15 protein-coding genes and 2 pseudogenes are annotated in these 17,847 nt (G+C 66.2%); 11 read left to right on the top strand and 6 right to left on the bottom strand.

What is annotated here, in order from left to right; all coding sequences use genetic code 11:
* Nucleotides 1-35: 35 nt before the first annotated feature.
* The 3 genes from ACFQDH_RS20085 to ACFQDH_RS20075 are packed head-to-tail and all read right to left on the bottom strand — an operon-like array spanning nucleotide 36 to nucleotide 2,541.
* Entirely contained in the window at nucleotides 36-941 is a 906-nt protein-coding gene (locus ACFQDH_RS20085; RefSeq protein ID WP_382404147.1) for an alpha/beta hydrolase, read from the bottom strand.
* Nucleotides 938-1,858 carry an RNA polymerase sigma factor SigJ gene (sigJ, locus tag ACFQDH_RS20080; protein ID WP_382404146.1) on the bottom strand — a complete coding sequence of 307 codons (921 nt, stop codon included), beginning with the start codon at nucleotides 1,856-1,858 and terminating at the stop codon, nucleotides 938-940. The genes ACFQDH_RS20085 and sigJ overlap by 4 nt, the downstream gene beginning before the upstream one ends.
* A gap of 20 nt (nucleotides 1,859-1,878) precedes the next feature.
* Nucleotides 1,879-2,541: a hemerythrin domain-containing protein gene (locus ACFQDH_RS20075; protein WP_382404145.1), complete on the bottom strand. Its 663-nt coding sequence runs from the start codon at nucleotides 2,539-2,541 to the stop codon at nucleotides 1,879-1,881.
* A gap of 163 nt (nucleotides 2,542-2,704) precedes the next feature.
* Between ACFQDH_RS20075 and ACFQDH_RS20070 the strand changes: the two genes are divergently transcribed.
* Nucleotides 2,705-2,881: a methionine aminopeptidase gene (locus ACFQDH_RS20070; RefSeq protein WP_382404143.1), complete on the top strand. Its 177-nt coding sequence runs from the start codon at nucleotides 2,705-2,707 to the stop codon at nucleotides 2,879-2,881.
* Nucleotides 2,882-2,885: 4 nt separating this feature from the next.
* The gene (locus ACFQDH_RS20065; RefSeq protein WP_382404914.1) at nucleotides 2,886-4,121 is read left to right on the top strand and encodes an MFS transporter; all 1,236 of its coding nucleotides are present in this window, start codon (nucleotides 2,886-2,888) and stop codon (nucleotides 4,119-4,121) included.
* Here ACFQDH_RS20065 and ACFQDH_RS20060 read toward each other — a convergent pair.
* On the bottom strand, nucleotides 4,106-5,122 hold the full coding sequence (locus tag ACFQDH_RS20060) for a LacI family DNA-binding transcriptional regulator (protein WP_382404142.1): 1,017 nt from the start codon (nucleotides 5,120-5,122) through the stop codon (nucleotides 4,106-4,108). The two genes, ACFQDH_RS20065 and ACFQDH_RS20060, sit on opposite strands and share 16 nt — an antisense overlap.
* A gap of 224 nt (nucleotides 5,123-5,346) precedes the next feature.
* Here ACFQDH_RS20060 and ACFQDH_RS20055 point away from each other — a divergent pair, with 224 nt between their 5' ends.
* From ACFQDH_RS20055 to ACFQDH_RS20025, 7 genes and pseudogenes are all read left to right on the top strand, one after another.
* On the top strand, nucleotides 5,347-6,381 hold the full coding sequence (locus tag ACFQDH_RS20055) for an extracellular solute-binding protein (protein WP_382404913.1): 1,035 nt from the start codon (nucleotides 5,347-5,349) through the stop codon (nucleotides 6,379-6,381).
* Nucleotides 6,382-6,605: 224 nt separating this feature from the next.
* Nucleotides 6,606-7,451 (top strand): carbohydrate ABC transporter permease, encoded by an 846-nt coding sequence (locus ACFQDH_RS20050; protein WP_382404141.1) that lies wholly within the window; start codon nucleotides 6,606-6,608, stop codon nucleotides 7,449-7,451.
* Nucleotides 7,451-8,284 carry a carbohydrate ABC transporter permease gene (locus ACFQDH_RS20045; RefSeq protein WP_382404140.1) on the top strand — a complete coding sequence of 278 codons (834 nt, stop codon included), beginning with the start codon at nucleotides 7,451-7,453 and terminating at the stop codon, nucleotides 8,282-8,284. The genes ACFQDH_RS20050 and ACFQDH_RS20045 overlap by 1 nt, the downstream gene beginning before the upstream one ends.
* A gap of 3 nt (nucleotides 8,285-8,287) precedes the next feature.
* Nucleotides 8,288-9,306, top strand: a pseudogene (locus ACFQDH_RS20040) (glycoside hydrolase family 3 protein); the annotation flags it as partial.
* A gap of 165 nt (nucleotides 9,307-9,471) precedes the next feature.
* The gene (locus tag ACFQDH_RS20035) at nucleotides 9,472-10,641 is read left to right on the top strand and encodes a glycoside hydrolase family 3 C-terminal domain-containing protein (RefSeq protein ID WP_382404912.1); all 1,170 of its coding nucleotides are present in this window, start codon (nucleotides 9,472-9,474) and stop codon (nucleotides 10,639-10,641) included.
* 48 nt (nucleotides 10,642-10,689) lie between these two features.
* Nucleotides 10,690-11,871: a xylose isomerase gene (gene xylA, locus ACFQDH_RS20030; protein ID WP_382404139.1), complete on the top strand. Its 1,182-nt coding sequence runs from the start codon at nucleotides 10,690-10,692 to the stop codon at nucleotides 11,869-11,871.
* A gap of 57 nt (nucleotides 11,872-11,928) precedes the next feature.
* Nucleotides 11,929-12,489: a GNAT family N-acetyltransferase gene (locus ACFQDH_RS20025; protein WP_382404138.1), complete on the top strand. Its 561-nt coding sequence runs from the start codon at nucleotides 11,929-11,931 to the stop codon at nucleotides 12,487-12,489.
* Nucleotides 12,490-12,498: 9 nt separating this feature from the next.
* On the opposite strand, the gene ACFQDH_RS20020 is transcribed toward ACFQDH_RS20025, so the two are convergent.
* Nucleotides 12,499-14,244 carry an HNH endonuclease signature motif containing protein gene (locus ACFQDH_RS20020; RefSeq protein WP_382404137.1) on the bottom strand — a complete coding sequence of 582 codons (1,746 nt, stop codon included), beginning with the start codon at nucleotides 14,242-14,244 and terminating at the stop codon, nucleotides 12,499-12,501.
* Nucleotides 14,245-14,443: 199 nt separating this feature from the next.
* Between ACFQDH_RS20020 and ACFQDH_RS20015 the strand changes: the two genes are divergently transcribed.
* Together ACFQDH_RS20015 and ACFQDH_RS20010 are read left to right on the top strand one after the other, a co-directional pair.
* Nucleotides 14,444-15,499 (top strand): DUF402 domain-containing protein, encoded by a 1,056-nt coding sequence (locus ACFQDH_RS20015; RefSeq protein WP_382404135.1) that lies wholly within the window; start codon nucleotides 14,444-14,446, stop codon nucleotides 15,497-15,499.
* Between the two features lie 64 nt (nucleotides 15,500-15,563).
* Entirely contained in the window at nucleotides 15,564-16,814 is a 1,251-nt protein-coding gene (locus tag ACFQDH_RS20010) for an MFS transporter (protein WP_382404134.1), read from the top strand.
* Here ACFQDH_RS20010 and panB read toward each other — a convergent pair.
* A pseudogene (gene panB / locus ACFQDH_RS20005) lies at nucleotides 16,754-17,613 on the bottom strand (3-methyl-2-oxobutanoate hydroxymethyltransferase). The gene ACFQDH_RS20010 and the pseudogene panB overlap by 61 nt on opposite strands.
* Nucleotides 17,614-17,847: the final 234 nt, after the last annotated feature.

The following is a 17,847-nucleotide window of genomic DNA, read 5'->3' as shown; positions in this document are numbered from 1 at the left end:
TGCAGTCTATGGAGCGTGCCGAGCGGCGGGCGTCGTCAGTCGGTGCGCAGGTGGCGTTGCAGGAATTCGATCTCGGCCCGCACCGCGACGTCGTGTTGGTCGAGGAACGGCGCGTAATGCCCGCCCGGTACCCGGACAAGTTCGCCGTATGGCGCTCGTTCGGCTGCGCGTATGCCGGGACCGGGCAGCACCGAGCGGTCGTCGTCGCACACCACGAACAACGCCGGGCAGGTGATGCGTGCGGCTTCTCGTCCGGGGCGGAAGGCCATCACGCCGAACGTCGACCGCGCGGCGATCGCCTGCAGCCACTCCGGATGGGATCCGCCCGGGTTGAGGGCAGCGTCGCCGAGCGCGCCATCCGGCGTCGTCAGCACAGCGACCTCACCTGGAGCGCCGCCGAGTGCGATCAGCCGTGCCGGCCGTCCGAAGAGGCCACCGACCGCATCGAGCAACCCCCGACCGGTCATCCGCAACATCGCGCCGACCCGCTGATAGCGCGCGGCATTGCGTGTGGCGGCCGGCCCGTGGACATTGGGTGATTGCGCGATCACAGCGGCCAGCTCGGGGTGCCGCGCGGCCAGCCGGACGGCGTGCCCGGCCGAGGTGGAGAAACCCCAAGCCGCTACCCGTGCCGGGTCCACCTCGGGCAACGCTGCGGCGAATTCGATCGCCGCCTCCCAGTCCGCAGCCTGGCCGCGCATCGTCTGGACTTGGCGGGGCAGGCCCGCACTGGCGCCGATCCCGCGGTGGTCGAACGCCAGAACGCTGAAACCGGCGGCGTGGAACGCCTCAGCGAACCGCTCGGTCCCGGGCTCTTTGGTCACCCCGAGTCCACCGGTCATGACCACGCAGGCGCCGTTCGTGCCGCAGTAGTGCGACGCTGCGAGTCTTGTTCCTGCGCAAGCGAATTCAACGCCCACATGCTTTTCGACGGTTGTCACGATTGACCTTCCGATGGTTCGTGTGCGGGAGTCCGGTCGGGCTCCTGGATCTCGACAGTGGCGAGTCGGGCAGCGTCGAGCATCAGGTCGATCTCGACGATCTTCGCGTCGATCACGGTCATGCCGACCACCGCGATGACGCCGTGGGACGTGCGCGCGATGATGCCCGCGGCGCCGTTGACGAGGCAGGGCTCGCACAACGTCGCGAACCGCGGCCCGGTTGCTGCTGCCTGTCGTGCCACGTCGGTCGCACCGGTGAGCAGCGGTGGTGCCAGCTGCTTTCCGGGGCCGCTGTCCACTCGGAACACGACTTCGGGGTCGAGCAGGCCGAGCAACGACTCGAAATCGCCGGCGCGTGCCGCTGCGAGGAAGGCGGTGACCATTTCGCGTTGCCGGCTCAGGTCCGGATCGGGAGCGGTCGAGGTGCCGCGGATCCGGCGGCGCGCCCGGCTGGCGAGTTGTCGGGTGGCCGCGGAGGACCGTCCGACGATCGGCGCGATCTCGTCATACGGCACAGCGAACGTGTCGTGCAGCACGAGGGCAACTCGTTCGTTCGGTTCGAGGCTCTCCAGGACCACGAGCAGCGCCATACCGACCGAATCCGCCAGCAGGGCGGCCTGCTCCGGTCCGAGCCCGTCATCGATGGTGACGACGGGTTCGGGCAACCAGGTCCCGATCAGGCTCTCGCGCCTGGCCCGCCGGGAGCGCAGCATGTCGATGCAGACCCGTCCGACGATGGTGGTCAGCCAGCCACCGACGTTGTCGATGTCGTCACTACCGGTGCGATTGACCCGGATCCACGCGTCCTGCAGTGCATCGTCGGCTTCGGTGACGGATCCGAGCATCCGGTAGGCGACTGCGCGCAGTTGGGGGCGGTGGCGTTCGAACTCATCGGTCAACCAGGAAAGCTCGCTCATGGCCTCGCCCCTCGAAGTGGTCATCTCAAGCCTCCAGCCTGCCGGTAGCGCGGTGCCCAACGGTGCCGATAGAGCCACCGGGCTGGAGCCGGCAGGGTCGTCAGCACCGCCGCGGTGAGCTGGTCGGACGCGCCGTCAAGGACCCACGGAAGGTATGCGGCGCCGCCGCGGAGGCCACCGTTCTCTTGCCGGATGCGTGCGACGAAGTCATCCCATCCGGCGTTGCCCAGCGTCCGGTCCAGCAGTGGCAGGGCGGTGTTCTCCTCATGGCGCATGTGCTTGGCGAGTCCATCCGCCAGGCCGGCCAATTCGCTTACCAACGCTGGGGTCTCGCGGTTGGCGAGCGCTGTCTCGACCGCGTCGATCCGTGGGTCGAGTTGAGCGTGCTCACGCTCCATCGCATCCAGTATGGCGAGGTCGTTGCGGTCGTCCACGGCCTGCCGCAGCGGCGGCCAGAGGGCCTGATCCTCCGCGCTGTGGTGCGTGTGCAGTTGCTGGGTGAAGACGCGCCAGGTGCGCTCGACCTCGACGTCCAGCCTGCCGCGGCCGACGGCTTCGACGAGACGGCAGAGGTCGCGGTTGAAGGCATCGTGGGCGACATACATCATCGTGAAGTCGACGTGGCCCCTGAGCGATTCCCGGCGCCGTTGCGCTTCGGCCTGTGTCTCGATGGTCAGTGTCATCTTCTACTCCTTCGCCGCGGTGGGACCGCACTAGGTGGCGCGGATCCACTGCACTGTCGGATCGGAGCAGCAAAATGTGACACGAAGGGGTCGGCCGACGTGTGATTGGATTCGAAAGTCGATATCCCTCGGCTAGCCGCCGGCAACGATAAAGGAGCGCACCGTGGCCTACTGGTACAACGTCGACCGCAGCAAGGTCGAGCAGGACGGCGAGACCGACCCGAAGGCCAACCTGTTGGGACCGTTCGACACCGAGGACGAAGCGCGCAACGCGCTGCAGCACGCGGCCGAGCAGACCGAGGCATGGGACAAGTCCGACAAGGAGTGGAACGACGACTGACGATCTGGGCCCAGGTCGCCGGCGCCAGTCGGCCCTGGCGCCCTATCGCGCTCTCCTCGCAACCCCGGAGGCAGGACGCTTTCTCTTCGGGTCGCTCGTCGCCCGCCTCGGCGGTGCCATGTTCGGTGTCGCAGTCGTCGCGATGGTTGCCGGGCGACGCGACTCCTACTCGATGGCCGGCGGAGTCTCCGCAGCCGGCCTGATCATGCTGGCGATCACCGCGGCTGCCGTCGGTCGTCTGGTCGACCGGTTCGGGCAGCGTCGGGTGACCCTGCCGCTCGCCCTCTGGGGCGTGATCTGGGATGCCGTGCTGGTGATCGCGTCCATGTCCGGGGCGCCGGCCTGGACGCTGTTCGTCGCCTACCCGATGGCCGCGATCGTCGCCGCACCCGATGCGATGAGCCGAGCCCGCTGGGCCTATCTGCTTGACGGACAACCGGATCGGCTGCACACCGCCATGTCGCTCGAGCAGGTGCTCGACGAGTTCTCCTTCGTCATCGGACCCGCTGTCGCGGTTCTGCTGGCAACCACCGTTACGCCGGAGTCGGGCTTCATTGCGGCGTCCGTTCTGTATGCCGTCGGGTCGCTGCTGTTCGTCAGTGCCCGCTCCACCGAGCCGCCGGTCCACCCGGCCGATGAGGGCGGCGCTCGGAGCGTCGTGCGCAACGCCCCGATCCTGGTGGTCGCCCTGATCATGGTCCTCACCGGCGGCATACTCGGCGCGAATGACGTTGTCACGCTGGCGTTCTCGGCAGAGCACGGGCACAAGAACCTCGCCGGACTGATCCTCGCGGTGTTTGCGCTCGGCTCCGGTGCCGCCGCGATCGTGTATGGCGCCAGGGCGATGAAGGGCTCGCTGTCTCGTGCATTGCTGCTCGGCACGATTGCGATGTGTGTCCTGGAGGCGCCGATCCTGTTGGTTGACAACCTCATTGCGCTCACGGTCGTGCTGTTGATCGCCGGTGGTGCGACCGCACCCACGTTGATCACCTCGATGAAGCTGGCGCAGACGCTCGTGCGGCCCGGCCAGGTCAACGAGTCGATGGGGGTCGTCTTCACCGGCCTGCTCATCGGTGTTGCGGCGGGCTCGGCGCTCAGCGGGGCGGTGGTCGAGCGCTGGGGTGCGCATGCCGGCTATTTCGTCCCGGTCGGGTCTGGCGTCGGTGCAATCGTGTTGGCTGCGTTGGCCTTTCGCCTGTTGCGACGGACGCCCGCCGCTGCCGTTCAGCTCCCGGTCTGAGGCCGTGGTGGGCCGGTCGTCGAGCGCACGATCAGATGCGTCTCCAGCTGGAACGGGTGGGAGAACGCATCGGGATCGTCGGCCAGAGTGAGCACCCGCTCCACCGCGACCTTGCCCATTTCGACCAGCGGCTGGTTGACCGTCGTCAGCGGGATCGGAGCCCAGCGCGCCATCAGGGTGTCGTCGAAGCCGACCACCGACAGGTCGCGGGGGACCGCCATACCTCGCTCCATGGCGGCACGCAGCGCACCGAGCGCGCTCGCGTCGCTGGAGGCGAAGATTGCCGTCGGCGGCTCGGGCAGCGCCAGCAACTCGTGGGCCGCGGCGAGGCTCGGCTCCACGGCATACACGTCGCCCAGCACCAGATCCGGGTCGAAGTCGATCCCGGCGTCGGTCAATGCGCTGGTGTAACCGTGCAGGCGGTCACGAGCCGGCTGGGAGGCCGGCGGGCCGTTGAGGAAGCCGATGCGGCGATGGCCGAGGTCGAGCAGGTGCTGAGTCGCTTCTCGGCCGCCGGCCCAGTTCGTCGCCGAGATCGAGACTGTCGACTTGGTCGTCGTGCCGATCGGGTCCACCACGACGAGCGCGACGCCGGCGTCGGCACACCACTGCAGTTCGCGATCGGTGAGGGGCGTGGTGACGGTGACCAGGGCGCCGATGCCGCGGGCGGCCACCGAGTCGAACCAGCGCTCGGTCAGGCCACGCGGCTCGCCGCCGAGCATCCGCTCCACGATCAGGGACTGGCCCAGCCGCATCGCGGCCTCGGTCGCGCCGCTGAGTACCGACAGGGAGTAGGGGCTGATGAGGTCGTCGAAGAGGATCAGCACCGAATTCGCGCGCTGCCGTGCCCTGCGCCGCGCGTTGTAACCGAGGTTCGCGGCCGAGCGCAGCACCCGCTGCTGGGTCTGCGCGCTCACGTCGGGACGGCCGTTGAGCACTTTGGACGCGGTCGACAGGGACACGCCTGCATCGGCCGCAACCGCTCGTAACGTCGAGCTCATTTCGCCTCCCCTTTCGTTGGAACTGCTTGACCGGTGACCCGGGTGGACTTAGATTAACCCGAACCGAAAACTTTCCGAAAGTTTCGGACTGCCCTGAAGGAGCATCTCATGTCCGTGTCACGTCGTCAGCTACTGGTGGGTGCGGTTGCGTCTGCGCCCCTCTTCGCACTGACCGCCTGCGGTAGCGGTGGTGGCCGGACCGGCGGTGGTGGTGGCGGTGGGGGCTGTCGGCATGGGCGCTGACCGGCGGACCGGAGCAGGTCTTCAAGGACACCTTCGCGGCGTGGAACAAGGCGAACCCGGACAACAAGTTCGCGGTCCAGTACTTCGCGAACGACTCCTACAAGCAGAAGATCCGCACCTCGGTGGGGTCGGGCAAGGGCCCGACGCTCATCTACTCCTGGGCCGGCGGCACGCTGAAGGACTATGTCGCGAGCAAGGACGTCGTCGACATCACCGACAAGATCCCGACGCTCACCAAGCGCGCGATCCCGTCGGTGCTCGACGTGGGCAAGGTCGACGGCAAGGTGTATGCCGTCCCGATCAACAACTCCCAGCCCGAGCTCATCTACTACAACAAGAAGCTCTTCAAGCAGGCCGGCGTCGAGGTGCCGAAGACCTGGAGCGACCTGCTGGACGCGGTGAAGAAGTTCAAGGCCAAGGGCATCCTGCCGATCGCGCTCGCCGGCCAGAGCCAGTGGCCGGAGCTGATGTGGATCGAGTTCCTGGTCGACCGGGTCGGCGGCCCGGATGCGTTCAACAAGGCGTTCCAGCAGAAGAAGGGCGCGTGGTCCGACCCGGCCTTCGCCACGGCGTTCGCCAAGCTGAAGGAACTCATCGATGCAGGCGGGTTCGGTGACAAGTTCGGCTCGGTCGTCGCGGACAACAACGCCGACGCCGCGCTGGTCTACACCGACAAGGCGGCGATGCTGCTGCAGGGCAACTGGGTCTACACGACGTTCACCACCGACGCGAAGAAGTGGGTCGACGCAGGCAATCTGGGCTGGTTCGCCTTCCCGACGGTCGAGGGCGGTGTCGGCGACCCGAGCAACGTCTACGGCAACCCGGCAAACTACTTCTCGGTGTCGTCGAAGGCGTCGAAGGCGGACCAGGACCAGGCGGCAAAGTTCTTGGACACGTACAACCTGGACGACAAGGCGTGTCAGGAACTCATCGAAATGGGCCTGGTCCCCGCCGTCCAGAACATCGAGAGCAAGCTCGAGGCGAGCAAGGACAAGGACTTCCTGCTCTTCACGTAAAACCAGACCAAGAACGCCAAGAGTTTCCAGCTGTCCTGGGACCAGGCGCTCTCCGACCTGCAGGCCCAGACCGTGCTGACCAAGTTGTCGTCGTTCTTCCTGGGCAAGGCCAGTGCGAACGACTTCATCTCGGCGATGAACGGCACGATCAAGTGACTCCGGACGGGACTGCTGCAAAGTCGGCGGACCGTCCGAAGGTAAGTCGCAAGGGTCCCAGTCTGTGGATGCTTGTCCCGGCACTCGTGTTCTTCACCGTGTTCGGGCTGGTGCCGCTCGTGGGCACCGTGGTGCTGTCCTTCTACGAGTGGAACGGTCTGGGCACGCCGAACTTCTCCGGCCTCGACAACTGGACGTCGGTGCTGCAGGACAGCAGCACCTACCACGCGCTCTGGCTGACGATCCTGATGTGTTTCGCGACGTTCGTCGTGCAGTTCCCGATCAGCCTGCTGCTCGGGGTCTTCATGGCCGGTCGGCAGCGCTACCGGGGCGTGCTGGCGGTGCTCTACTTCCTGCCGTTGTTGTTCTCGGCGACGGCGATAGGCATCGCGTTCAAGAACCTGCTGGACCCGAACTTCGGCCTGTCGAGCGCGTTGCATCTCGGTGTGCTGCAACAGGATTGGCTCGGTTCGCCGGTCCTGGCGTTCTGGGTCGTGATCGCGGTCGTATCGTGGTGCTTCATACCGTTCCACTCGCTGCTCTATCAGGCGGGTGCGCGGCAGATCCCGCAGACGCTCTACGAGGCGGCACAGCTGGACGGTGCGGGACGAGTGCGGTGCTTCTTCAGCATCACCCTGCCGCAGCTGAAATACACGATGGTGACGAGCACGACGCTGATGATCGTCGGCACGCTGACGGCGTTCGACCTGATCTACGTGATGACCAACGGCGGTCCCGGCGACGCGACCCGCGTCCTGCCCGTCGCCATGTATCTCGAAGGTTTCAAGAGCAACCAGATGGGTGTCGCCAGCGTGATAGCGGTCATCTTGATAGTCCTCGGGCTGTCCTTCTCGCTGTTGCTCAATCGGTTGAGCGGGTCGGACCGCATGGAGAGCCAGATGGAGGGCGCGTGATGACACGGACAGCAGCGGCGCGGCGGCCGAACCTGCCAGGCGGCGTTCTCGGGTTCGTCTGGTTGATCCTGACGATCGGCCCGATCTACTACGTGGTGATCACCAGTCTGAAGTCGCAGTCGGACTACTACAGTTCGAACGCCCTTGGCATACCGACGAATCCGACGCTGCGCGCATATCGGACGGTCCTGCACAACTCTTTCCTGCGCTACTTCGTCAACAGCCTGATCGTCGCGGTGGTCACGGTTGCCGTCGTGGTCGCGATCTCGCTGATGGCCAGCTACGTCATCGTGCGCCGGTCGTCGAGGATTGCTCGACTGTCGCAGCGGGTCTTCTTGCTGGGCATCGCGATCCCGATCCAGGCGACGATCGTGCTGGTCTACTACTTGATCGTGCAGTTGCACCTCTACGACACACTGCCGGCGCTGATCCTGCCGGGCATCGCCTTCGCGATCCCGATCACGGTGCTGATCCTGGTCAACTACCTGCGCGACATACCCACCGAGTTGTACGACTCGATGCATGCGGACGGCGCGAGTGACTGGCGGACGTTCATCAGTCTCGTGTTGCCGTTGTCCAAGCCGGCGATCACGACGGTCGCCATCTACGACGCGCTGAACTGCTGGAACGGTTTTCTCTTCCCGCTGATCCTCACGCAGAGCCAGAACGTCCAGACACTGCCCCTGTCCCTGTGGACTTATCAGGGCGAATTCAACTCCGACATCCCGGCCGTGCTGGCCGCCGTGGTGCTGTCGTGCCTGCCGATCCTGGCGGCATACATCATCGGCCGGCGACAGCTGGTTGCCGGCCTGACCGCAGGGTTCGGAAAGTGAGCAATGACAACTGAAGAGCGCGTCCCGGCACCGCCGTGGACCGACCCGACACGAAGCACCGACGAGCGAGTGGAGGCACTGCTCGAGCAGCTTTCGATCACCGAGAAGGCGGCCCAGCTCGGCTCCTATTGGCCGCGGCCCGAGGAGAGCGCAGCCGACGGTGACGTGGCGCCGATGCAGTCCGCGTTCGAGGACGGCCGCCGTGACCTCGCGGGAACGGCAGGCGAGGGCCTGGGTCACCTGACCCGGGTGTTCGGCTCCGCGCCGGTCGACCCGGCGACGGGTGCGGAGCAGCTGCGCACACTGCAGCAGTTCGTCATCGATCACCAGCGGCTCGGCATACCGGCGATCGCGCACGAGGAATGCCTCACCGGATTCACCGCACTCGGTGCGACTTGCTATCCCGCGGCCATCGCGTGGGGTGCGTCGTTCGAACCGGATCTGGTGGAGTCAATGGCGCGGCGAATCGGCAACGACATGAAGGCTGTTGGCGTGCACCAGGGCCTGTCGCCGGTGCTCGACGTGGTTCGCGACTATCGCTGGGGCCGGGTCGAGGAGACCATGGGGAGGACCCCTACCTCGTCGGCTCGCTCGGTGTGGGCTACGTGCGCGGGCTGCAGGAAGGCGGCGTCATCGCGACCCTCAAGCACTTCGCCGGGTATGCTGCCTCGCGCGCCGCGCGCAATCATGCGCCGGTCTCGATCGGGCCCCGAGAGCTTGAGGACGTCATCCTGGTGCCGTTCGAGATGGCGGTGCGGCTGGGCGGTGTCGAGTCCGTCATGAATTCGTATGCCGACCTGGACGGTGAGCCGCCGGCGGCGTCATACCGGCTGTTGACCGGGATCCTGCGTGAGCGTTGGGGATTCAAGGGCACCGTGGTGTCGGACTACTGGGCGGTCAGCTTCCTGGAGTCGATGCACCGGGTCGCTTCGTCACGTGACGAAGCCGGCGTGCTGTCGCTGGCAGCCGGGATGGATGTCGAGCTACCCGAGACCAGTGCATTCTTCAGCTTGGCCGATGCAGTCGGAGCCGGCACTCTCACCGAGGACGTGCTCGACACGGCGGTGCGTCGGGTGCTGCGGCAGAAGATCGCACTCGGCCTGCTCGACCCGGAGTGGGTGGCGGCGCCGGAGACAGCGGCCGAGGTGCAGCTGGACAGCTCGGCGAACCGCGAGCTGGCTCGCACGATGGCCGAGCGCTCAATCGTGCTGGTACGCAACGAGAACCACGCGTTGCCGTTGTCGGACAATCCGCGGCGCATCGGTGTCATCGGACCGTCGGCGCAGCAGGCACGCACCTACCTGGGTTGCTATACGTTCCCGAACCATGTGCTGTCCCGGTTCGAGGAGCACGGTGCTGGGATCGAGCTGGAAACGGTGGTCGAGGCGCTCGGCGCCGAGCTGCCGTCGGCCACGCTGCGGCACGCGCGGGGCGTCGACTTCACCGATCCGGACCTGTCCGGGGTGCCGGAGGCGCTGGAGGTGGTGCGTGACAGCGACCTCGTGGTCCTCACTGTCGGTGACCTCGCCGGGCTGTTCGGCCGCGGCACGTCCGGGGAGGGTTGCGATGTTGTCGATCTGGCTCTGCCGGGTGTGCAGGCGACGCTCGTGGATGAGGTGCTCGCCGAGGCACAGGAGCGCGGCGTGCCCGTGATCCTGCTGTTGATCACCGGACGCCCTTATGCCGTAGGCGAATTCGTCGATCGGACGGCGGCAATCGTGCAGGCCTTCATGCCCGGCGAAGAAGGCGGGTCGGCGATCGCAGGGGTTCTGTCCGGCCGGGTGAACCCGAGCGGGAAGTTGCCAGTGGGACTGCCGGCGCTGCACGGCGGGCAACCGGGAACCTATCTCGGCCCGCCGCTGGCCGTCAGTAACGACGGCGTGTCCAACCTCGATCCCCAGCCGGCATACGCGTTCGGCCATGGCTTGAGCTACACGAGTTTCGAGGTCGAGGACCTGCAACTGTCAGCGGAGTCCATCGCGACCGACGGCACCCTCCAGGTCAGCGCGACCGTGCGCAACACCGGGGACCGGGCCGGCGCGGAGGTGGTGCAGCTGTACCTCTCCGATCCGGTGGCCCAGGTGACTCGCCCGACGCACTGGCTGGCCGGGTTCGTGAAGGTCGACCTGGAGCGCTCCGCAGCTGCGCGGGTTACCTTCGAAGTGCACGCCGACCGCACATCGTTCACCGGTCGCGACGGCATCCGGATCGTCGAGCCCGGCGAAATCGGCGTGGCCGTCGGGACCGCGAGCGACGCGCTGCCGCTGTCCGGCAACTTCCGCATTGAGGGTACGGTCCGGGAGGTCGGGGAAGGACGCGTCCTCGATACCCCCAGTTCCGTTTTCCCGCAGGCGTGATGGCGCCATACAAACTTGATCGATCACTACCAGGAAGCAGGCATCCCCATGGCACAGACCCCCACCCCCGAAGACAGGTTCTCCTTCGGCCTGTGGACCGTCGGCTGGACCGGCGTCGACCCGTTCGGCACAGCATCCCGTGAGCCCCTCGAGCCGTGGGAGTACGTCAAGCACCTGGCCGACCTGGGTGTCTGGGGCATCACCTTCCACGACAACGACGTCTTCGCCTTCGATGCCGATGAGTCGACCAAGCGGTCGCGCGTCGAGCAGCTGAAGAAGTCGTGCGACGAGTCGGGCATCACGATTGAGATGGTCACCACCAACACGTTCACCCACCCGGTCTTCAAGGACGGCGGTCTGACGAGCAACGACCGAGGCGTGCGGCGCTTCGGGCTGCGCAAGATCCTGGAGGCGGTCGACCTGGCAGCTGACTGTGGCGCCGGCACCTTCGTGATGTGGGGCGGCCGCGAGGGCGCCGAGTATGACGGCAGCAAGAACGTGTATGCCGCGCTGGAGCGCTACAAGGAAGGCATCGACACTGTCGCGGCATACATCAAGAGCAAGGACTACGGGCTGCGAATCGCGTTGGAGCCCAAGCCGAACGAGCCGCGTGGCGACATCTTCCTGCCGACCGTCGGGCATGCTCTGGCGTTCATCGCAGAGCTCGACAACGGCGACATCGTCGGCCTCAACCCGGAGACAGGCCACGAGCAGATGGCCAACCTCAACTACAGCCACCAGCTCGCCCAAGCGCTGTGGAGCGGCAAGTTGTTCCACCTGGACCTCAACGGTCAGCGCGGTCTGAAATATGACCAGGACCTCGTCTTCGGACACGGTGACCTGCTGTCGGCGTTCTTCACCGTCGACCTCCTGGAGAACGGCTTCCCGGGACAGCCGGACGCACCCCGCTACACCGGACCGCGACACTTCGACTACAAGCCGTCGCGCACCGAAAACATGGCGGGAGTGTGGGATTCGGCTCGCGCGTGTATGTCGACCTACCTCCACCTGGCCGAGAAGGCGCGTGCCTTCCGTGCAGACGCACGAGTCACCGAAGCGATGGAGTACGCCGGTGTCACTGCCCTGCAGGAGCCGACACTGGCTGCGGGGGAGTCGCTCACTGATTTCCTGGCCACCGACGACGGCTTCGATGTGCAACGGGCCGCCGAGCGCGACTACGGCTTCGTGAAGCTCAACCAGCTCGCGGTGGAGCACCTCACCGGCCGCTGAAGGGGTCGGGGCGGCGGGCCGGGATGCCGGTCGGGCAAGGCGGACTAGGTTCGCCCCATGGCAGCTCTGGAGTCTCTGGCTGGTTGGCCGCCCGCACCCATAGGCACCCGCCGACTGGTGCTGCGTGAACCGGAGGCGCGGGATCGCTCGGTCATGATCGAGCTCCTCAGCTCCGCGGAGGTCGGACAGTATGTCGGTGGTGCCCAACCGCGTGATGAGCTGGAAAAGGCGATGCCGCGCGAACCTCGGCGGCGCCCAGGGCTTTTCGTGGTCGAGCAGGCCGGCTCGATGATCGGTGCCGTCACACTCGAACGGCGCGACCCGGAGCGCTTGGGACATCTGTATGCCGAGGGTGGCGAGCTGGAACTCGGTTATCTGTTCCTGCCACGTTCGTGGGGCAGCGGGTATGCCACGGAGGCATGCGCTGCCGTGCTGGAGTGGTGCGCCGGGGCGTTCCCGGACCAGCCGGTCGTGCTCTCTACCCAAACTGCGAATGCTGGGTCGTTGCGAGTCGCCGAGAAGCTCGGTTTCACCGAGGTCGAACGATTCGAGGATTACGGAGCCGAGCAGTGGCTCGGTGCGCTTCGGCCGGTTACGCGCAGCCGTTGGATGAGCTGAACAGCAACGCTATTCGCCGGGTGTCGTGACGTACTCGCGCCCGCCTGGACTGGTCCAGGTGCACACGCCGTCGGGCGTCATACTGACCGACCAGCCGTGCGCTTGCTTCGTACGGTGGTGGTGACGGCACAGGCACTGCAGGTTGTATGCCGCTGTCGGGCCTTCCGGCCAGGGAACCACATGCTCGACGTCGCACCAGCGTGACGCCCTGCTGCAGCCGGGGAACCGACAGTGCACGTCGCGGGTTTCGACGAAGTGCCGCAGCCGTGGACTCGGCCGGTATTGCGTCTCACACGTTTCGACGGTGACGCCTGTTGCGGCATCCACCAGCGCACGGGTGATGGTGATCCCGAACGATCGGGATATCGCTTCGATCACGCCTGCCGGGATCACCCCCACCCCGGGCACGATCGCGTCACCCACTTTGGCCGAGGGTGCTGGAGGTTGCGATGCTGGATCGGGTGATCTGCCGAATACTGTTGCGGCACGCCACATCTCAGCGTCGGGCGGTGGAAGATCCGATGGTGCGTATTCGTCGTCGAGCTCCCATTCGGCGAAATCGTCGAGGTTGGGCGGGTATTGACGCTTCAGCAGGTCGTTGAACTCTCGGTCGATCGCATCTTGACTTCGCATTGTGGCCGGAGCAGATGCCGCCGGTTGTCCATTGGGGAAGACGGCCAGGCCGGTGATCGGGTGAGCGAACGCGTCGGGCCAACGTGGCGCGCCGTCGTCATCGGTGCGGTGGAAGGCGGACGCGGCCGCTGCGGCCCGACGCGCGGCCGGCGCGTCAGCCCCGACATGGACGGGGACCTGGACGACCAACTCGGTGGTGACTCTGGCGTTCCCGAGGATGAGGTCGGTGATCGCGTCGGCCCGGCATTCGGACAGAGTCTTGTTCGTCTCGGTGTCGGTGTGCAGGTCCTTCGCGTGCTTGTTGATGGCGGCCATCATCTTGGCCGCGACGGCCGAGGGCAGGATGGCGTGCAGGTGGGTGAGCCCGGGCTCGTCGTCAGGGTGGGCGAACACGCCGACCCGGCCTCGGCGCCGTCGGTCCGCCGCCTTGTGGTCAGCGACCGGATCCAAACCGGCTAACAACTGCTGGGTGCGGCGTTGCACTCTCGTCGAGGATGACCGCGCGAGGAGATCGATGTTTGCCTGCTCGGCACCCGCTGCGTTCTCGTCGTTGGGGTCGCCGAGCAGGGCGTTTTCGACTTCGCGGGCAAGGTCGAGAGTGGCAGGGGTGCCGTCGTCGTTGATCTCCCGCTCCACCCGACCGAGCGCTCGATGAATGCCGGCGAGTTTCGCGGGCTCGAGCTCTCCGGTGCCCACGCGCAGGAACAACCTCGGCGTCCGCTTGATCGCATCCGTTGCCTCAGCGACGCGAGCACTCGCCTGCCCACTGGTCCAGCCCAACATGGGGCCGACCTCACAGCCGATGAATTCGTCCTTGTGCGCCCCGATCGCGTGACGGACCTCGTGTGTCCGACACCCCGTCGGGGAAGTGGCGTCCGGGCGGACGATCTCCTCGATTGCAGCCGCTTCAGCCAACCGGCTCGCCTGCAGTGCCCACGCGGCGTTCAGGACTCGCTGGGCGGCGACCGCCTGCTCCAACAACTCCTGTTTCGTCAGCGTGATGGAGTCGACCCGAGCGTCCTGGAATGCGGTGAGCAACAAGTTGAGGGCTTCATCGACTTTGTCACCGGCAGGCGACGTCGCACCCTGACCCGGTGCGCCGTCTGCTGATGTTCCATCCATACATAGATAATACGCGTGTTCGATAATGATGTCGAGGACTTGTGGAAGTGAATGTTGTTGAGTATCAACTTGATTCGAACCAAATGGTGACTCCGCAAGGCTGTCGTTACACCCGCTGACGACGATACGATGTGAGTGACGATCAAAGGTCTCCGACGAACGACCACGACTGTCGGTGGCGCCCCCTATCGTCGGTTGTATGACGACCTGGGCCGAGTTCGAGCAGCACGCGCCACACATTGCCGAGATCTTCCGGCGCCGGCACGCCGCCACCGGCAATCTGTGTTTCCTGGCGACGCTGCGTGCGGACGGCTTTCCACGGATCAGTCCGTTGGAGCCGCAGTTCGTCCGTGACGAGTTGGCACTCGTCGGTATGCCGGGCACCCGCAAATTCGACGACCTGCATCGGGACCCGCGGTTCTCGCTGCACACGGCCACGGTCGACACCCAGGTCGGCGAGGGCGACGCCAAACTCTGGGGTCGTGTGCGCCAGGTCGACGCTGCTGCGGGGGAGTTGCGCGACCGCCTGGTCGAGATCTATGGCGCAGTGGGCCATGATCGAAGTGAGCAGGACGCCTTCCCGATGTTCGTCGCCGACGTGGTGGGTGCCTCGTCTCTGGAGCTCGTCGACAACCGGCTGCGCATCACGACGTGGAAAGCCGGGGAAGCGAGCAACAACTCGACAAGGAGTGAGCGACGTGCAGTCAGCTCTCGACTGGTCACCGTCCAGAAGTGGAAGCGGCCGGCAGGTTCGGGAAGCTGGCGTGGCTATGTCCTCGGCAGTGACGGTTACGGCTGCTGGGTGTTCACGCCGGCGCACTCGACATACACCGGCGTGCACCCGGACGGCCACGCCGAAACGTGTGAGGTCGCCCAGGACAATCAACGCGTCGGCCGTTCGTGCGTGGTCCTGCTGCCTTCCGGCGGGTGGTACGTAGCGCATTGGGTATGGCGCTCGGAGCACGTCGTCGACATCGACATCGCAACTCCGCCAACGAAATTCGGCGACGTCTGGATGTATGACGATCTCGAGTTGGACCCGTTCGTCGACGCCGGTGGCACGTTCGGTGTCGATGACGAGGACGAGTTCGACATCGCCTGTGAACGAGGCCGGATCGGACCCGTGGCGCGCTTGAGGGCGCTCGAGGAAGTGCGGTCCCTGCGGCGACGGCTCACCGTGGAGCCGTCGCCGTTGCTGCTCGCCGGTGTGACACGGCTCGCCGAGGGTCGAGCACTCGACCTCGTGCCGCTGTGAGGGCCGAGCATTACGTTCCACCCGGCGACGGCGGTCGCCAAAGAAATCGTTAGACTAGCTAACAATGAGTGAGACGCCGGACTTCGACCTGAAACGCTTGGCGATCCCGGCATACGCTCCGTCGTTGCTCTTCGGGATGGCCGAAGGTGCGATGCTCCCGGTCGTGCCGCTGTCGGCTCGCGATCTCGGCGGCTCGGTGGCAACCGCGGCGCTCATGGTGACGCTGCTCAACGTCGGCTCGCTGCTTTTCAACGTGCCGAGCTCGATGATCACTGCGAGGTATGGCGAACGCCACGCGATCATCGGCGCCTCGATGGTCGGCGTGGTCTCTGCCGCGCTCTGTATGGCGGCGGACACGTTGCTGCTCTTCGGAATTGGCGCGTTCCTGATGGGCGTGAGCGGCTCGGTCTTCATGCTTGCGCGGCAGAGTTACCTGACCGAGGCGATCCCGGCGCAGTACCGCGCGCGAGCCCTGTCGACGCTCGGAGGAGTGAACCGGGTCGGCATGTTCATCGGGCCGTTCATCGGAGCCGCGGCCATGATCGTGTGGCACCTGCGTGGTGCGTATGCCGTGTGCGTTGTCGCACTCGCGCTGGCCGGCGTGCTCGGCGCGACGCTGGAGGACCTCCCGGAGCATGCACCGGAGGAAGGAACCTCTCCCGACGCAGCAACGGTCCGGCGGGTGCTCGTTGATTACAAAAAGATCTTCCTGACCATCGGGATGGGCGTGTTGCTGGTCTCGATGATCCGGGCGACGCGGCAGGCCGTCATACCGCTGTGGGCCGAGCATCTCGGGATCTCCGCGCAGACCACGTCGGTCATCTACGGCATCGCAGGCGGCATCGACATGCTCGTCTTCTACCCGGCCGGCAAGATCATGGACCTGTTCGGCCGACGTTGGGTCACGGTGCCCTCGATGATCGTCATGGGGCTGTCGATGATGGCGATCCCGCTCACGCAGGGCGCGGTATCCCTGTGCGTCGTGGCCTGTGTGCTCGGCTTCGGCAACGGGATCGGCTCGGGCATGGTGATGACCCTGGGAGCCGACTACTCACCGTCCGTCGGCCGACCGCAGTTCCTCGGGATCTGGCGCGAGCTGTCCGACGCCGGATCCAGCGTCGGGCCGGCCGTGCTTTCGTGGGTCACGGCTGCGATCGCCCTCAGCGCCGGCATCGTCGTGTCGGGCGTCTTCGGGCTGATCGCAGCCGTCGTCATGTGGTTCTCAGTGCCGAAGAAAGCCGATCGGAAGACCCATCAGGACTCGAAACTCTGCTCAGCAGAGGGGAATTCGCCCGACGCGACCTCGCGCGCGTAGTCCTGCGCAGCGCGGCCGAGCTCGCCGCGCAGATCGGCATACTTCTTGACGAAGCGCGGCGCCTTGCCGCCCCGCAGCCCGGCCATGTCCTGCCAGACGAGCACCTGCGCGTCGCAGTCCGGGCCGGCGCCGATGCCGACCGTCGGGATCGTCAGCGCTTCAGTCACCTTCCGCGCGGCAGGGGCCGGGACCATCTCCATGACGATCGCGAAGCAGCCGGCGTCTTGCAACGCCAGCGCGTCCTCGAGCAGTCGTTCGGCGCCGTCGCCGCGGCCCTGCACGCGATAACCGCCGAGCACGTGCTCGCTCTGCGGGGTGAAACCGATGTGGCCCATCACCGGGATGCCGGCTCGCACCAGCAACTCGATCTCGGGAACCATCGGCTTGCCACCCTCGAGCTTCACCGCGTGCGCGAGCCCTCTTTCATGAAGCGGGTCGCGGTGGCGAGCGCCTGCTGCGGACTGGCCTGGTAGGAGCCGAACGGCAGGTCGGCGATCACCATGGCCCGCGATGTCGCAGTCGCGACAGCACGGGTGAGCGGCACGAGGTGGTCGACCGTCACCGGCACCGTTGTTTCGAAGCCGAAGACGTTGTTGCCTGCGGAGTCACCGACCAGCAGCACCGGGATGCCTGCCTCGTCGAAAATCTCTGCGGCATACATGTCGTATGCCGTGAGCATGGCCCACTTCTCACCCTTCGCCTTCTTGGCCTGCAGGTGGGGCACTCGCACCCGCCGCTGCGGGGCGGCCTGGGCCCCGGTTCCGTACGGGGCGCTGACTTCTGGGGATTTTTCCGTCATACGCCGACCCTATCGGCGAGCCAAAGCGGCTTCTTCTGCGCTGGCAAGAGCGTCAGCAAGCTGCCGCCATGCCAACGCAGCCCAAGCTCACTGTGCTTGTTCAGATTCAACTTCAAAGGTAAGCGAATCGTAAAGACGAGGCACAGAAAGATTAAAGGAACCTGAAGATCAGCCGCAATTTCGCACAGAACTCGGCAGGCTGATCCCGGCCCGCCGCACACCCCCGTCAGAGGC

This window comes from Flexivirga alba (genome assembly GCF_042661025.1).
GTDB lineage: Bacteria > Actinomycetota > Actinomycetes > Actinomycetales > Dermatophilaceae > Flexivirga > Flexivirga alba.
The sequence above is the reverse complement of the archived record's forward strand: the minus strand, read 5'-3'. Positions and strand labels throughout refer to the sequence as shown.

Coding starts and splice junctions, on each gene's coding strand:
- sigJ (WP_382404146.1), bottom strand. CDS start 1,858: ATGAGCGAGCTTTCCTGGTTGACCGATGAGTTCGAACGCCACCGCCCC.
- ACFQDH_RS20075 (WP_382404145.1), bottom strand. CDS start 2,541: ATGACACTGACCATCGAGACACAGGCCGAAGCGCAACGGCGCCGGGAA.
- ACFQDH_RS20060 (WP_382404142.1), bottom strand. CDS start 5,122: ATGAGCTCGACGTTACGAGCGGTTGCGGCCGATGCAGGCGTGTCCCTG.
- ACFQDH_RS20050 (WP_382404141.1), top strand. CDS start 6,606: ATGCTTGTCCCGGCACTCGTGTTCTTCACCGTGTTCGGGCTGGTGCCG.
- ACFQDH_RS20045 (WP_382404140.1), top strand. CDS start 7,451: ATGACACGGACAGCAGCGGCGCGGCGGCCGAACCTGCCAGGCGGCGTT.
- ACFQDH_RS20035 (WP_382404912.1), top strand. CDS start 9,472: ATGGCCGAGCGCTCAATCGTGCTGGTACGCAACGAGAACCACGCGTTG.
- xylA (WP_382404139.1), top strand. CDS start 10,690: ATGGCACAGACCCCCACCCCCGAAGACAGGTTCTCCTTCGGCCTGTGG.
- ACFQDH_RS20025 (WP_382404138.1), top strand. CDS start 11,929: ATGGCAGCTCTGGAGTCTCTGGCTGGTTGGCCGCCCGCACCCATAGGC.
- ACFQDH_RS20020 (WP_382404137.1), bottom strand. CDS start 14,244: ATGGATGGAACATCAGCAGACGGCGCACCGGGTCAGGGTGCGACGTCG.
- ACFQDH_RS20015 (WP_382404135.1), top strand. CDS start 14,444: ATGACGACCTGGGCCGAGTTCGAGCAGCACGCGCCACACATTGCCGAG.
- ACFQDH_RS20010 (WP_382404134.1), top strand. CDS start 15,564: ATGAGTGAGACGCCGGACTTCGACCTGAAACGCTTGGCGATCCCGGCA.